Origin of the sequence: uncultured Photobacterium sp., from assembly GCF_947502415.1 — a bacterium.
Lineage (GTDB): Bacteria > Pseudomonadota > Gammaproteobacteria > Enterobacterales > Vibrionaceae > Photobacterium.
The window spans coordinates 350745-367480 of the sequence record NZ_CANMZV010000002.1 but is presented as its reverse complement, the minus strand read 5'-3'; the positions used below and the strand labels follow the sequence as shown (position 1 = coordinate 367480).

Genomic DNA, 16736 nt, shown 5'->3' with positions numbered 1-16736 from the left:
GTTATGCCTCCTCTGCCATGTGCTGGCACTCAGCCAATAGATCTGTCACAACAACACCGGCAATATAGCGTTTGTATTCAACACTGCCGCGAATATCGGCTTCGGGATGAATTGCATCCGCAACGGCCTGCTCCAGTAATTCACCTTTCAAATCCTGGCACTCGACATCGCGCAGACGAACGGGACAGGCGATGCCGCCTTGCAGTGGCGAAACACCATCAAGAGCAATCACCTTGCTTCCGTCTTTATCAATAGATACAGCAGCGGTGACAATCGCTAATCCAGCGGCTGAGCGGGCAATGTTATAGCCAATACAAGCAATGTTTACGTCAGGAATAATTACCTTGGCAATCAAATCACGCTGCTCTGCGGCAATGTATTCTTCCACTTCGCATTCTTGGCCACCCGCCAGTACAACCTTGGCTTTCAGCGCCATCAAGCTTGGTATCAATAATGCCTCTTCCTGACGAGCGGCAATCTCCCCACCAATAGTGGCCTGATTACGGACATGACGGGAATAGATAAACGCAGAAGACTGTTTTAGCGCAACAGGCACCAACTCGCTGTCTATCAATGTTTGAATACGGCACATCGCGCCAATATGAAGTGCTTGGCCATGCTGTTCGATTTTGTCGAAAGCCAACTTATCGAGAGAGATGGCAACCGTTTTGTCGGTTTTAGTCGGGGCAGCGTTAAGCTTGGATCCACCAGCGAACCAGGTCGCGGTGCCTGTATGCTGCCGCATTAAGTCGAGAGCTTCGGCAGTAGAGTCCGGTTTGAAGTAGTGTTCAATCATTTTTATTACCTTTTTAGAATTCTACTTATTCTGAAATTCATGCATCTCTTTAAGAAAACAGAGGTAATGAAGAAGTTTTTAAAAAATTCTTAAAAAGTAAAAAGGCAACTATTAAGCCAAACTTGTCAGCCAGTTGAATAAGAAACTAGATTCGTGAGCGCGGTCAGAAATCGACACCGAAATGAGATCTGAATCATTAATGTTTTTCTGAATCATCAAAGGAGTAAACACAATCACTCGACGCCAAATAGAATTGCTTCTCAGTCAATCTGATTTATCTATCAAAATAATATTTTGGCTATCAAATTGATAACTATCAGCGGTGAAGAGATAGGGGCTGCAAAGATAGGTGCAGAGTTACAAATATTGCCCAACTGCTAAAATCCTAAAAGCACCGTGACAATGATGGACATATCAGAATGGCTACACTGACCGGGCAATTTCAGCAACAACTTATTGCTTCGGGAATACCCGCTGATTTCTCAGTCGTTAATAAGCACCAGAGTATTCCTAGTGAAATCTTGAGTGAAATAGACAGATTCATCGCAATATTCGAACAAGTTACTGCCCGCCCGGAATGGGTGGAGTACGCCTTTGAAGGTGTGTCCAATATTGCAAAAATCCCCCACAAGGAAACCTGCTTTTTCAGCGCATGGGATATACATATACCGCCTGTTCATCCTGACAATTGGCAGTTAATTGAATTTAACGACAACGGTTCAGGTTTCCTGTTCGCAGGCCTGCTTAACCATCTTTATTATGAGCTTTTTTTATCCGAGCAACATTTTATATCTGAGCAAAGCTTTGTATCTAAGCATAGCTTTTTACCCATGCATAACTACGGTACTACTATCACACCTCCCCCATCATATGCAGAACTATGCAACCAGATAAAAGCCATGATCACCGCTGAAGCTAATGCTTTTTTCGGCCAGCAAACCAATCTCAATCGCAACGGAATATTGTTGATCCTGGACGATGCCGATTCCCTGCATTCAGGAAAGTTCCGTAATGAACACCTACTGATGACAACGCTCGCTCAAGATCTCGGATGGAAAGCTGCAATCGATTCACCAGAATCTCTAGTCTGGAATGGTAAGCAACTACAAATTAACAACGGCTCTGTAGCCTTTATTATTAACCGCTCAACCGACTTTCTATGGCAAAGTGAAACCCTTAAGCCATTAATTGAAGCCTACCGCGCCGGATGTGTTTACGTTGCACCTAACCCATACAGCTACACCACCCGAAGCGATAAACGATTGTTAGAATTTCTGTCACGACCGGATTGGGATAACAAACTCGGGATCAAAGACTATGAGCGGGCAATATTAAGCAGGCATATTCCAGCAACTTACCAGCTTACAGATGAAAGCATCTGCCAACTTGCTCAGCATAAGGACGAGTTCATTTTTAAACCCACGCATGGTCATGCCAGCCTTGGTGTGCTCGACAGCCATGAAGTCGGAAGGCATCGCCTGCACAGGCTGCTTAATAAAGGCCACCTCTATATTGCTCAACGCATTGCCGAAAAATCTAAACTAACAATTGAAGATAACCAGTCACTCTGGACTGATTTACGAGTGTGGGCCTATAAAGGAAAACGCTATCAAATCTCCGGCCGGGCTTCTGTCACTAAAGAGCGGCTCAACCTTCATTCTCCTGGCGGCTGGGTGCCGACATTTGAAGCAAAGAAAAGTCAGCAAAAAACTTGAATATATCCACTCAAGTGCAATTCAAGCCTAACTCTTATTTGAACCTATACTTTCCCACCTTTTTCGCAAAAAATACAAAAATATCAGTAATATCAATATCCCAACCAGCAATTGCCAATATTTCATACCATTATTGTTATAATTAACACTTTCCCGCAGGCTACTATTGTCACTACTTTTTTTCATTACATGATTGGAGCTAAGAGCCACCTCTTTATTTTGAGCATTTTTAATCCCATCAATCCTAGCAAATGCTAACGGTTCTCCCCCCCTATTAAATCATTACGTGATGCTACGAATAGATCTGAGCCATCAGAAGAACCTGAGTCCACAGAAGAACCTGAACCACCAGAAGACGCTGAACCTCCGGAAGAACCTGAGCCACCGGAAGAACCTGAACCACCGGAAGAACCTGAACCACCGGAAGAACCTGAACCACCTGAAAAAGCTGGGCCACCTGAAGAACCTGAACCACCGGAAGAACCTGAACCACCGGAAGAACCTGAACCACCGGAAGAACCTGAGCCACCGGAAGAACCTGAACCACCGGAAGAACCTGAGCCACCGGAAGAACCTGAGCCACCGGAAAAAGCTGGACCACCTGAAGAACCTGAACCACCAGAAGAAGCTGATCCACCGGAATAAGCTGGGCCACCAGTGGAAACTTCTGTTATAAAAATCCCTCTAATTGAGCTACTTACAGCACTACCTAAGGACATAAATGAGCTAACTATTGCTAGTGATAACAGCGATGCTAAAAGCGCATACTCCACAACGGCTAATCCATGCTGATACCGTCTAACTTTGAACATCATTAATAATCAACCCATAAAGCGATAAATAAAATTTTCATATGAAAAATTTTAGATAAAAAAATTAAACTTATAATCTCAGTAATGAGAAACAGGCAAGTTATAAGACAACATCAAAAAATCACCATAACCAGGAAATAAATTCATTTTAAAACCACCTCAACTAATGCTTTTAATAATAAGCAAATATTATGCTCAAATAACATTATTTGATTTCATAAGTTGACTTTGAATTGCTAGATTAAATTGCACAATTAGCACACTGTGCTTTCAGCGTATTCATGATGCTATTTATGTGTTTTTCTTCAAAAAGCTTAAATAAAAGACCAGTTCAACCAAGGTTTATAATGAAAAAATCGGCAGTCTTAGCCTTTTTCGGCTTATCAATTGTGTCATTACCTATCAAAGCATCAGAGCATGTTGACAACACGCTTTTTGAACGAAATGTTGTTATGTTTAGTGATAATTCATCTGCCGACACAGAAAATGAATATCCTACCAACATATCACTAGTAAAACAGGAAAAGCATAAAGTAACTCTTGATGCGAATCTACATTCATTAACATTTGCTAAGACAACGTTAGCTGATGGCATTACTTATGACCGTATTCTTCTTCCTGGTGGAGCTGGCAAAAGAACACCAGGAAACCCTAATATTGAAAGCTATTCAAAAATGCTTCCGTTCCCGGGCGGTGCTGAGATTCAATTAGTAATTGATGATATTACATGGTCAAAACCATACAACGATATCACGATTGATCCAGCTCAATTACCATTCCCTGATGTTGCACTTAGAAATGGCGAACGACCTGATGAAAACATGCCATTTGTAAAAAATGCAAATGCATATAACAGCTTGTCAGAAACAAAACATAACGCTGTTGAAATTAGTAACACGCTTAGAGTTCGGGGGAAAAACTATGCTGTTATTAAATACCAACCTATCGACTTTAATCCCATAAATCGCAGCGTACGATTTGCTACTCATGTCCGCTTCCATATTAACTATAACAATGAAACATCAAATTCAGCCGCTCAACAAAAATCAGCGCCTAAAAACGAATCTTTTACCGCAGCTCAGCTGGCTGATTATCTAATAATTACACCATCTGATTTTACCGATGCGATAACCCCCCTTGCCGATTGGAAGCGAGAAATGGGCTATAACGTTTATGTAGCCAAGACAACTGAAACGGGAAGCTCCCAGGAAGAAATTAAAGCATATATAAAGAATGCCTATCTGAAAGGCACAATGACAAGCTATGCCTTACTGGTTGGCGATAATGAAAATTTGCCTGGGTGGGAAATCGTTGGCCATCCTTATCACGGCCAAAACCATAAGTGGCGTACTGATTTTATATATAGCCTTGTTGATGGTGATGATGATTATGCCGATCTGGCGATAGGTCGTCTGCCAGGGGATACCAAGGAAGAGATTTCCCTTATGGTAAACCGGACGTTGAAGTATCAAAAAGCTCCCGAATCAAATGATCGTTACAATCACGTATTACTTGCTGGTCAGTTCCAGGATGCTGACAATGATCTAGAAGCAGATCGAATGTTCATGGAAGATTTACACCGCGTTGCTGATTTTCTTGGGGCTGATTACGACTTCTTCAGTCAACCTGGAGATTTATTCAATAAAGGATTCCAAGTTCATACCGCTTTACAATGGGATAGCGCTACAGCAGAAGAATTAAAATACAGTGGTTGGAATTATGGCCGTGAACGTATAACACCTCCTGAACTTGTTCCTCCTGCGTGGAAAAATCAAGGCGAAGGAAATCATACCGACATTACTCGGATCATTAATGAAGGAGTGGGTTTTGTTATGCACCGCGACCATGGTTATGGCGGCGGTTCTGGTTGGGTAGATCCCCATTTTACTGACACTGAGGTTGATAATTTAACGAACAATACTATAACGCCTGTTGTTTTTAGTTTGAATTGCGCCACTGGTTGGTTCGACGGTATAGATTCGTTTGCTGAATCTTGGATGCTCAATCCTATTGGAGGTGCTGTCGGGTTTACAGGCGCAGCACGAGTAAGCTACTCCGGCTATAACGATTTGTTTCATGTAGGGATAATGGATACCTTCTGGGAAGACTATACGTCAAATTGGACATCCGATATTTATCCAACATCCTGGAAACCAGCCGTAGCTCTAAACAGAGCAAAACAAATGTTATTTGATGAATATTCAGCTCAAGATGAGACTGCGAAATTAACAGCCCGACTGTTTAATTGGTTTGGAGATCCTGATTTAGAATTAAGAACATCCACACCTGAACAATTATATGCATTTCATCCGGCATCATTGAAAGCTGGCACCTCAGAACCTTTTGAGGTAGCTGTTCGAACACGACCTTCCGCAACGGAAGGAGCTCGAGTTGCTTTACTGTTTAAGGATGGAAGCTCACTAGTCGGTGAAACCGATAATTCAGGACGTGTAACATTCAACTTTGAAGCTAAAGAGTCATTTAAAATTACCATTACTGAACATAATGGTATTCCATATCAAGCTGACGTTGATGTTATAGCAAAACCGACGAAACCCGTTATTCCAACAACCCCAGTTATAGCAGCGAATCAAGCTAAACCGACTTCAACATTAATTACTGACGATGAAAAAAGTGCCGGAGCGTTTAGCTGGGTATTTTTGATGTTCACTTTTTCTATTGGTACATGGCGTTTTTATGAAGATAAAAAATAATAGAATCATGCTCGTTAAGACTAAAAATTAAAATCATTATATAGCAACAATCATGAGTAAACCTTACAAAATATTATTTAGTAAGGTTTGCTCGCTTTATATAAGAGTTGTTTGTTTTTATACAAAGACCACCCGTAATTATTTTCAATATAAATTGCGGTTATTATCACACTAGGAAATTCCAATGCATCTCAAACGAAATCTGATATTAAGCCTAACAATATCAGCAGCTCTTGTTGGCTGTGATTCTGAAAGTAATGTTTCAGATAACGGCTCAGCAATTAGCTCAAACAATGCGACAAACCAGTCAGCAGTGAACATCAAAATCCCAGAGAAAATTCAGGCTCCTATATCTATCTCGGCTCCGACGAATAAGCAACAAATTCAGGCAACTGGAGCCCTAATGGAGCTGGATAACTGCCGCCATTATAACCAGTTTTCAGAGCTTACCGGAGATGCATTATTTAACTTTGTCAAAGGGGTATCATCTCGGTGTATTAACGAGCTATCCCACCGTAATGATCAAATAGCTGCGACTGCATTCGAGGCAGAAAACATGGTCGATATCGCCACGCGAGCTAGAGATATCGCGGCCAGCTATGACTCGGCTTCCGGCGATGATCTCTATAACTTGTTTGCCTTTCTTCGAGGAGGTTTTTATGTTGAACACACTAACGAGCAGTTAACATACCAGGATAAACAGCCGCACAACGCCGTGTTGGCCTTATTAGAAACATACAATCATAACCCTCATGTTTCGGAAATCACCCCGATGCAGGGTAATACGATGACAGAATACTTTACTTTATGGGACAGCAGTGAAAATTATACCCAGAGCATCGCGAGCATTACCCGTTACCTGAATGAATTCAGCCCTGATCATCTCGCTGAATGGTCACACCGAAGAGCACTCACCAGTGCATTTACTACACTTTATCGCAGCAGCTGGGATGCAGGCTACACGAAAGCGGCCGAGCAACATTCAGCACTGCGGGATGCCCTACTGAAAATTGCAAATTCTGAATATATCTACAATTCGGAATACAGCTATCAGGCAACAGACGCCCTTAAAGAGTATTCACGTTTCCTCGAATATCAGCAATACTGGAAGCTCTCAGAAACATTAAAAAACGAAATCAATAACGGCATCGTCAATTTCATGTCTCGTTTTGAACGTTACTCACAGCCCTGGCTTAAAGCCGCCGGTACGCTGGATTATTACTACCCTGGGCAATGTACACAATTCAATATCTGTGGCTGGAAAGATAAGCTAAATGAAGAGGTACTATCAATTGATCACTATTGCAGTGATACAATCAAAATCCGTGCACAAGACATGACACAACCAGAGCTTCAGCAAGCTTGTAATCTGCTTTCAGACGAAGAATCGTTGTTTCACAAGGTGCTCAATACAGGAAATCAACCGGTAGACGATGACCTGAATACTAATCTTGAAGTCAATATTTTTGACTCCACCAATGATTATAAAAACTACGCCGGTACCATCTTTGGCATAAGTACCAACAATGGCGGCATGTACCTGGAAGGTAATCCATCAAAAGAAGGTAACCAAGCGCGCTTTATTGCCCATGAAGCGACCTGGCGTGATGATATCCTCGTCTGGAACCTGCGCCACGAATACATTCACTATCTCGACGGTCGTTTCAATATGTATGGTGGATTTGGCCATTTCAAGACCGATGGTGACAAATCAGTCTGGTGGTCCGAAGGGGTGGCCGAATATATCTCACACCAGAACCGCTATGACGAAGCAATCAAAATTGGCCGTCAACGCAGATACGCCCTGAGCGAAATATTCAACAATAACTACAGTAGTGGTGACGAACGTGTGTATCGTTGGGGATACCTTGCCGTACGTTTCCTATTCGAAAATTCACCTGAATCAGTCAACCAACTAATGCAGTTTGCCCGTAAAGGGGATGTTAAAGCCTGGGTTAACTATATAGATAGCTCAATTGGTACCTCTCTGGATAACAAATGGTTTGAATGGCTTGAAACTGTACCAAGTAACGACTCTTCTCTAGGTTCTGTAATCAATAATGGCTCTAACTCAACGCCTGTTACTAAACAGACAGTTGAAAATAGCTGTCAGACTCAAGACCCACATAGTCATGGTCAAATTCAAAAGGATGAAAGCATTTGTATCAGCGATGGGACATCCTACTATTTCTTTCGTGTTGAGGATGGCGTGACTCGCATAGACATTAATAGCGATCATGGTGAAGGCAATATTGACTTGTTCTACAATTCACGCTATTGGGCTCAGAACAACAATTATCAGCAAAAATCGACTGAGGCAGGTAATACTGAATCAATGACCATTTATAATCCTACACCAGGTTGGCACTATTTAACTTCAATTAGTGAACCAACAAGTAAGGGATCTAGCTTAAAAATCAAACTAAGTAAGTAATTACGTCTAACAAATAAATCTCACCCAGATAATCATGGGTGAGATTTATCATCGCCAATATCTCACTTCAAATTATTCATATCATTAAGCAATGATTAAGCAATAAAGTTTGCAAAAAAACCGGATTAAAACAAGGGGTAATTTACATACATAATTATGATGGATTTCATTATTGGGGTGGCCCATTAAGTGAGTAATTTTCACCTAAGTGCATCTACTATTGCACATGCGAATGCGATACTGAGTGTTATATATCTGATTTAAGACAAAAGCTATCTAAAATAAATATAACAGTTAATGAAGTGATAAAAATAACAAACACAAAAATAGCCACTGTAACTAGCCAATGATACTGAAACCCCATAAAATAACTAAACAAGGTTTACATTAAAAATATAAGCGAGAGCCACCTATTGTTAACCTCTCGCTTTAACATAAATCTAATTTCAGACGGTTTTACTTTTTCTCTTTCCATGCTTCATGATCTATATCTAGATCTGAAAACTCACTTGGATTAAATACCGGATGCTCCGCACCTTCACTCAGTTTCTTCTTATAATCCTTCAGGAGACGAATAAGTGTCGGGAACAACATAAGCAGTGCTAACAGGTTAACGATAGCAAGGATCCCCATCATCGGATCTGAGAAGAAAAACACAGATGTCGCACCAGGTGCCACCGCCCCTAAAAACACAATGGCTATAACGATAATACGAAGTACATGGACTGATATTTTGTTGGGCGTCATAAATGTCAGGGCATTTTCACCCAAGTAGTAGTTATAAATGATGGAACTGATAGAAAAGAGCAATATTGCTATCGTGAGAAAATACTGAGCCCAATTTCCCATATGTGATACCAGTGATTGCTGTGTCAGAACGACACCATCAATACCTTCTGCGCCGGGTACATACACATCGCCGAGCAAAATAATGAAAGCAGTACAGCTACAAATCAGGATAGTATCAATAAATACCGACAAAGACTGAGTTATCCCCTGACTGATTGGGTGAGTAACGTCTGCCGTCGCCGCAACATTCGGTGCTGACCCCAAACCTGCTTCGTTTGAGAACAAACCACGGCGCAAACCTTGAGCCATAGCAGCACCCATACCGCCCCCCACAGCTTCTTCCCAGCCAAAGGCATTAGCTATGATTGTTCCAATCACTGCAGGGATTGAGGTAATGTTCATCAAGATGATAATAAGCGCCATCGCGACATACCCAATAGCCATAATAGGTACGATAACATCCGCCACTTTCGCTATCCGCCGAATACCACCGTATATGATCAAACCTGTGCCGGCAGCCAGCGCAACACCTGTCCACATACGATCTATGCCCATGCTATCTTGAGCTGCCCCAGCCACCGTATTCCCCTGGAAGGCATTAAAGCCGATAGCAAACGAGGCAATCAAACACACGGTATACAGATAGGCAAGCCACTTAAAATCATCTCCCAGACCATGAATAATGGTACGGGCTGGCCCCCCGCGAAAATCTTCACCTTCCTTCCGTTTATATAGCTGGGCAAGTGAGCATTCCACCAGACTGGTTGCCATACCCACCAATGCAATAGCCCACATCCAGAATACAGCCCCTGGGCCACCAAGCGTTATAGCAACCGCCACACCGGCAATATTACCGCCGCCAACACGACCACCAACAGATAATAAAAGCGCTTCTCGACCAGAGATCGCATCTTCAGCTGCGGTTTGGTTTTTGTTTAACAGAACGCGGAACATTCGCCCGAAGAAAGTAAATTGAACAAATCCGGTAACGAGAGTGAAAAAAAGGCCGAGTACGACAAGGAACGGTATCAGTGACCACCCCCAGGTAAGATCACCAATTAATCCAAAAAAGCTCTCTAGCAATTCCATTTCTACTCCTAATCAGTTTATTTTGTAAACCATAGAGTAAATAAAGGCTCTACTCTGCTCGTTAGCGCTCCATCGTCCCAGGCTGCATACCAAACAAACCTGTAAAGCTAACTCCGTACTGTTATTGCCCCAAAATTGAGCTAATACTGACAGCTAGTTAGCAAGTCCTGAATAGATAATTGTGTGAAGTATAGACACTCTGAAAATCCAGAGCCGTCATTTTATGAGACGTCGAATCGTTTCCATGCTGATATTCTCAACACACAAGTTACGCAGCTTTCCTGTTTTGAAGCCTCTGACAGCCGTACATAAAACAGACAATAATAAGCACGCCCTTCAAACCGAAGCATACCCATATAAAAAAGCCACCGCACTAATGACTATAAAAACGTAGAAAAGCTCTTTTTTTCTACAACAACAGAGCCTTACAATCCAACCGCTACTCCGCTGATTACTGTTCAATAAGCAATCTAACCATAGATTTTATTCAGAAAAATGCATTTTAAATTAGAAAATATTCATCGGGCACTGTTGGATTGTATGATGTTGGAGTTTTTGGTTGCATTAATTTGATAAATGCATGATTTTGCAATTCTTAGACAGGGTAATCAGCATAAATCGCTAGATCTATCTTTATAATGCCAAATATTTAGCTATTCGTTAGCAAGGCTTGTGCTCATCATATCGATAAGCCACCACATTGAAACAGGTTTGATATACAAACCATAATATTAAGAGTAATACGATTACCTAGATTTAATTTTTATCTTCGATTATTAAGCACAACACAGCGTATTTTGTAACGATTAAGTGAAGTGACACTCTTGCCAACATATTAAATGCCTACCTAGTGCATCATCGGTGGGGCAAGGTGACTATTAAATTTATTTATACATCGTCACTTCACCGTTACCTATAAAACAAAAAAGTTAGAGGGAATATAATGAACTTAATTTTAAAATTAGTATGCGGGATAGTTTTTGGCATACTGATGGGAATGTTTGCACCAGATGTGGTCACTCAATTCTTAATTACAATAAAATTACTAATTAGCCAGTTAATTAAGTTTACAATTCCTTTGCTGATTCTATTTTATGTGACCAGTGGAATCGCCAACCTTCCTAAAAATTCAGGCAAATTACTTAGTAAAACGGTTGGACTGTCATATTTATCGACATTAGGTGCAGGAGTTCTTGCATTTAGCGTTGCTGAAAACCTATATCCATCTTTGTTAAGTGGAGCTGGGACTTTGCCTGAAGCTAAAACGGTTCTGGCTCCTTTCCTTGAGTTAAAAATTCCACCACTGATGAGCATCATGACGGCGCTAACCATTGCCTTCGTGTTTGGTCTGGGTATTTCAAGCACAGGCTCAGAAGATCTAAGACGATTCAGCAATCAGGGCTGCGACATCATCGAACTGTTCCTGAATAAAGTGATCATTCCGTCTCTGCCTTTCTACATTGCAGGTGTATTTGCCGACATGACAGTAAAAGGCACAGTATTCGCGACGCTACAAACATTTAGTCTGGTTCTGCTGGCAGTTATCGCTATGCACTGGGTATGGCTGACGTTCCAGTTCGTTACCGCCGGTATCGTTCAGCAACAGTCTCCGCTGAAAATCCTGCGTACCATGATGCCGGCTTACCTGACAGCTGTTGGTACAATGTCTTCTGCGGCAACTATCCCGGTAACACTGCAACAAACCAAACGCAACGGCGTTTCAAACACGATTGCTAATTTTGTTGTGCCACTATGTGCCAACATCCACATGTCAGGCTCAGTGATCAGTATCACCAGCGTAGCTGTAGCTGTCATTCTCATGACAGGCGCCGGCCCTGTACCAAGCCTGCTAGAAGCTCTACCATTTATCGCCATGCTAGGTGTGACCATGGTAGCGGCCCCTGGTGCGCCGGGCGGCGCAGTAATGGCTTCCGTTGGTCTGCTAGGCTCTATGCTTGGCTTCACCGAAGAAATGATCGCGCTACAGATCGTCCTCCACCTGGCTCAGGACAGTTTCGGCACTGCCTGTAACGTAACTGGTGACGGTGTTATCGCTTTGATGATTGATAAGTTCTCCACTGATTCAGAAGAATCAAGCGAAGCTCTCGTACTTGCAGAAGAATCAGCCTAAACGATTCTGACTTTTAGCAAACATGCTACTCTTTTCGAGTAGCATGTTTAATTTAAGCTCAGGCAAACCTTAGTTCGCAGATAAATCAATCTAACATGAATAAAATCAAAACAAACATTAGTGCAAAATCGTGTAATCACTGTTCGCAAATTCAACCCTTTTTATTTTGTTTAATGTTTAGATGACGATAATGTCCAATGGCCACGCTGTACAATAATCAAACAAAACCTTTGAGTTCTAATCATTTTTATCAATTATAAATCAACTCGTTTTTGCCATATGTTCATGTTTTGAACGCGACAAAAAGAACTTTATGTTAGATCAATCCAAAAAAAGCCACACCAATATAAAGAAACAACACTGATACTACACAGAAAAGCATACCTACCAGCGGATATTTGCTTCGACATCAAAGCTTATTAGGCATAACGCAGCTGCAAGCTACAATCCCAGGAGCATACCCATAAGAACTCAAGAACAGTTAAATATCATTTGCCTGGATTATATAAACAGTGTTTAATCTTCTTGTTAATCAATAACAGTATTGCTTACTCACCTCTGAGCCAATAGGTACTTACTCTACACAGTAATTGCTACACCAAAATTACAGTAGATAAATTTATCCAAACTTACTTACAAGCTGTGCTCAAAGAAACACGGTAAATAAGCTGATCGTTCAATATCACTATGGTTTTTGTTAAACCATATCATTGGAAAAACCATAATGAATGGGAGAGTTTTCGTGCGTAAAATTATCGTTTTATGCTCATTATTTATATTTGGCTGTAATGGCGGTTCATCATCTGACTCACCGACACCTAATGAAGGTACTCAGCAGCAAACAACTACAACGAATTCAACAGAAAAACCTGTTAGTTCAGGTGAGACAACTCAGACAGTCAATCCAGCATCAAAGCCACCAACACAGACGCTGACAGCCAATCCAGCATCAAAGCCAACAATACAGACGCTGACAGCCAATCCAGCATCAAAGCCACCAACACAGACGCTGACAGCCAATCCAGCATCAAAGCCAACAATACAGACGCTGACAGCCAATCCAGCATCAAAGCCAACAATACAGACGCTGACAACCAATCCAGCATCAAAGCCACCAATACAGACGCTGACAGCCAATGCAATAACTATTAGAGTAAAATCACCAGACAAGCACCAATCTAAGGTGCCGTTTGCTGGTCAGACTCTGATCACTGAAATCGTAACAGATCATCCATTTACTGGTTCAGGTTATTGGGATATCGACAATAAGCAGACAGCCTGCCCTATTGTTGATTCTTCTGTATGTGAATATACAATCCGTCCTGAAGATGAAGGGAAAAAGATCACGTTCTGTATTGAGGAAGGCACATTAACCATTTGTGCAGCGCAATCTTTTGCTCTACCAAAAATTAGTTTTTCTGGAAAGCTGGATTATCGTAGTACCGTAGAGGCTACGGTAGAAAATTTCTCTGAACAAGCCACCTATTTTTGGGAAATCTCCGACTATCGATCACAAGAAAAGTTAGCAATGGATAATTTGGGCTACACTCCGCTTTCTGAAAATACTTCTTATTTTACATTCACAGCGGAGCATATTGACAAATTCATATACTTCTGTATAGAAGATCATAAGAACGACTGGGATATGACATGTATTAACCTAGGTAATGACAGTAATATCGAGAATGGATTATTGCTGTACACTGGTGAACCTCGGCGTGTTGGACCCGTTTATTCGGTTGATGTGAATGATTTCAGAAATCACTACAGACGCATATACCGTCCAATGACTCTTGCTGAAATAGCTCAGAAAAATATCACAATTAATAAAAAAGTAGATATATATAACGACCGTGAGTATTATCGTCTGACATACCTGTCTAGAACTCCAACGATACATAACAGGGATGGCAGTACCATAATTTCAAGTGGTGATGAGCTTTGCACTGCGATTGGGAAATACGTAACCACTTTCAATGCCTTAAGCAAAGTAGACTTTAAAGACCTGCAATGGCCAGATTATTGGAATTATTGGACCAGTTCGAAAAGCGATGTCATCGGCTCTTCACTGTATTTGCAGCTAGTTCCAGGAGAAAACACGCATAGTGCATATTCACCATACTATGCGCCTGAACTTATCACCTGTATGGATCCTGACTAAGTTAGCCACCATATCATTAACACTCGATTAACAAGTTCACATATTGGATATCGAATGCAGGGGGGAGTATCCCCCTGCATGACACCCCGAACGCACTACTTTATATTTTGCAATACTAACCATAATCATCAGGAAGTGTCTTTTGCGTATAATTCTAATTTTATGCTCATTATTTATATTCGGCTGTAATGGCGGTTCATCATCTGAGGCGCCGCATGCAACTGAAATAAATGCAAGCACACAACAAACGACCGTAACAGAAAAAGAGATTTCATCAATACACATCACCTATTCTCTAATCAACGGTACTTCTGAACCAAAAATATCAGTCCAATCAACTTTACAATTTACTGCTACTGCCTATTTCGAAGATCACTCAAAACGTGATATTTCAGAACAAGTTCAGTGGATCAGCTCTGATCAAAGAACAGGAACAGTAACCAATGCTGGCCAGTTCAAAGGGATTAACGCAGGCACGGCGACCATCGTAGCCCAGCTTAATGGCATTGAAAGTAACGCCGTCAATGTGACAGTTACTGAAGCTAAAATTGAACACCTACAAATCGCACCTAAGTCAGGTAATGCGAATAACCTTCCTGAAGGTGTTACCCTAGAAATGGTAGTAACCGGTATATTCAGTGATAATACGCATCAAGAATTACAAAGAGATGCTCTACAGTGGTCGAGTAGTGACGGGGCTGTTGTAAGAAGAATCCAACCAGGTATTGTAAAAGCAATTAACAAAGGTAGTGCAAAAATCACAGCTCAGTTTAACGGTATTACCAGTAATACTGTCGAAGTGACTGTAACTGATGCTGTCGTTAATGAAATTCAAATCACTTCTAAATCAGGCGATTTGAATATTCCTGCTGGCTTTACACAACCAATAACAGTATCCGGACTCTTCAGCGACAACATAAAGCGTGAACTATCAGCAAGTGATGTGACCTGGTCGACTGCAAATCCATCAGTGGCTACAGTTGATAGCAAGGGTATTGTTAAGGGTATTAGTGAAGGAAGTACAACAATCTCTGCCCAATACAATGGCATTGAAGATAACCCAATTGAAAGTGAGCCATTAACTGTCACAATTACTGACGCAACCTTAGCGGAAATTACCATCACTTCATCGGTTGGTGACGTTCATAATGTAGTTAAAGGCAATAATTTACAACTGATTGCAACCGGTGTTTTTAGTGACAGCTCTGAGAGAAGTATCTCTGCTGATGTGTCCTGGTTAAGTGATGATGAAAACGTCGCTATAGTTAATAACAGTGGTTCCATTCATGCTGTTGAAGTTGGCCGCGCCGTCATTTCTGTTGAAATCAATAATATTAAAACCGAGTTCACTGTAGATATTGAGGATGAGCCTGTTAGCTTCCACGTCGCTAAGCTTTCTCCTCAATACTCTCTGATTGATGGATATAGTAAGACGATACCCAGCCACAACAATCAAATTATCGCTAAACATCAGGATGTTAAGCTGATATATAAAGGAGATGATCTTGATATCTCCGTTACAAATAATCAAAAATACGTCCAAACAGAATATGGTGGTCATAGATTTTTATTACAACAGGACTCAAAGAATAACGTCATTGGTTTTGCCGGATACGCCAATGTTGCCCAAACCAGCACGTACTACAACGTCAGCCGTTATACAACATTTTTTGTCGGATATTCGATTCATAATGCGCCTGCAAGTAATGGTACATATGAAGGTAATATTTTATATACACGCGTACCGGAAGATAATAATCCTAAAATAGGTAACATGAGTATCCATTTAGATGAAAAAGGTCCATCATGCCTAATTAATATGGGTTCAGTCGAGCTTAAATGCGAATATGATATTACTTCTGGCGTTAATTTTGATAACGGTCAATTTATGTCTAGAATCGTGTATAGCAAAGATAATTCATACTATGGTGTCCTAGAAGCAAGTTTTTATGGTGAATCTGGAGAGTTTGCTACAGGGTATATCTATAATGAGTCACCATTAAAAGTTGATGTCTTTTTATTAAGTCGTAAATAATCATCATCGAAATAAAAACCCATCTCTGGATGGGTTTTTATTCCTAGAATCAAACAAGGC

Annotated in this window: 9 protein-coding genes; 6 read left to right on the top strand and 3 right to left on the bottom strand. The window is 41.2% G+C overall.

What is annotated here, in order from left to right; genetic code table 11:
• Position 1 precedes the first annotated feature (1 nt).
• On the bottom strand, positions 2–796 hold the full coding sequence (gene ygfM / locus Q0852_RS03950) for a molybdopterin-dependent oxidoreductase FAD-binding subunit (protein WP_299014140.1): 795 nt from the start codon (positions 794–796) through the stop codon (positions 2–4).
• 419 nt (positions 797–1215) lie between these two features.
• Here ygfM and Q0852_RS03945 point away from each other — a divergent pair, with 419 nt between their 5' ends.
• A complete protein-coding gene (locus Q0852_RS03945) occupies positions 1216–2511 on the top strand; it encodes a hypothetical protein (RefSeq protein WP_299014137.1) in 1296 nt (431 codons plus the stop codon).
• 292 nt (positions 2512–2803) lie between these two features.
• Here the strand turns inward: Q0852_RS03945 and Q0852_RS03940 are convergent, their stop codons facing one another.
• Entirely contained in the window at positions 2804–3166 is a 363-nt protein-coding gene (locus Q0852_RS03940; protein ID WP_299014134.1) for a hypothetical protein, read from the bottom strand.
• A 438-nt stretch (positions 3167–3604) separates the two neighbouring features.
• Between Q0852_RS03940 and Q0852_RS03935 the strand changes: the two genes are divergently transcribed.
• Together Q0852_RS03935 and Q0852_RS03930 are read left to right on the top strand one after the other, a co-directional pair.
• The gene (locus tag Q0852_RS03935; RefSeq protein ID WP_299014131.1) at positions 3605–6037 is read left to right on the top strand and encodes a C25 family cysteine peptidase; all 2433 of its coding nucleotides are present in this window, start codon (positions 3605–3607) and stop codon (positions 6035–6037) included.
• Positions 6038–6221: 184 nt separating this feature from the next.
• On the top strand, positions 6222–8471 hold the full coding sequence (locus Q0852_RS03930; RefSeq protein ID WP_299014129.1) for a M9 family metallopeptidase: 2250 nt from the start codon (positions 6222–6224) through the stop codon (positions 8469–8471).
• 456 nt (positions 8472–8927) lie between these two features.
• On the opposite strand, the gene Q0852_RS03925 is transcribed toward Q0852_RS03930, so the two are convergent.
• Positions 8928–10349 carry a sodium:alanine symporter family protein gene (locus Q0852_RS03925; protein WP_299014127.1) on the bottom strand — a complete coding sequence of 474 codons (1422 nt, stop codon included), beginning with the start codon at positions 10347–10349 and terminating at the stop codon, positions 8928–8930.
• 943 nt (positions 10350–11292) lie between these two features.
• Between Q0852_RS03925 and Q0852_RS03920 the strand changes: the two genes are divergently transcribed.
• The 3 genes from Q0852_RS03920 (at position 11293) to Q0852_RS03910 (ending at position 16676) form a co-directional block, all read left to right on the top strand.
• The gene (locus tag Q0852_RS03920) at positions 11293–12480 is read left to right on the top strand and encodes a dicarboxylate/amino acid:cation symporter (protein WP_299014125.1); all 1188 of its coding nucleotides are present in this window, start codon (positions 11293–11295) and stop codon (positions 12478–12480) included.
• A gap of 742 nt (positions 12481–13222) precedes the next feature.
• Entirely contained in the window at positions 13223–14641 is a 1419-nt protein-coding gene (locus Q0852_RS03915; protein ID WP_299014123.1) for a hypothetical protein, read from the top strand.
• Between the two features lie 142 nt (positions 14642–14783).
• On the top strand, positions 14784–16676 hold the full coding sequence (locus Q0852_RS03910) for an Ig-like domain-containing protein (protein ID WP_299014120.1): 1893 nt from the start codon (positions 14784–14786) through the stop codon (positions 16674–16676).
• Positions 16677–16736: the final 60 nt, after the last annotated feature.

Bases quoted from the DNA above. Each gene is read 5' to 3' on its own strand.
- ygfM (WP_299014140.1), bottom strand. From the start codon at position 796: ATGATTGAACACTACTTCAAACCGGACTCTACTGCCGAAGCTCTCGAC.
- Q0852_RS03945 (WP_299014137.1), top strand. From the start codon at position 1,216: ATGGCTACACTGACCGGGCAATTTCAGCAACAACTTATTGCTTCGGGA.
- Q0852_RS03935 (WP_299014131.1), top strand. From the start codon at position 3,605: ATGATGCTATTTATGTGTTTTTCTTCAAAAAGCTTAAATAAAAGACCA.
- Q0852_RS03930 (WP_299014129.1), top strand. From the start codon at position 6,222: ATGCATCTCAAACGAAATCTGATATTAAGCCTAACAATATCAGCAGCT.
- Q0852_RS03925 (WP_299014127.1), bottom strand. From the start codon at position 10,349: ATGGAATTGCTAGAGAGCTTTTTTGGATTAATTGGTGATCTTACCTGG.
- Q0852_RS03920 (WP_299014125.1), top strand. From the start codon at position 11,293: ATGAACTTAATTTTAAAATTAGTATGCGGGATAGTTTTTGGCATACTG.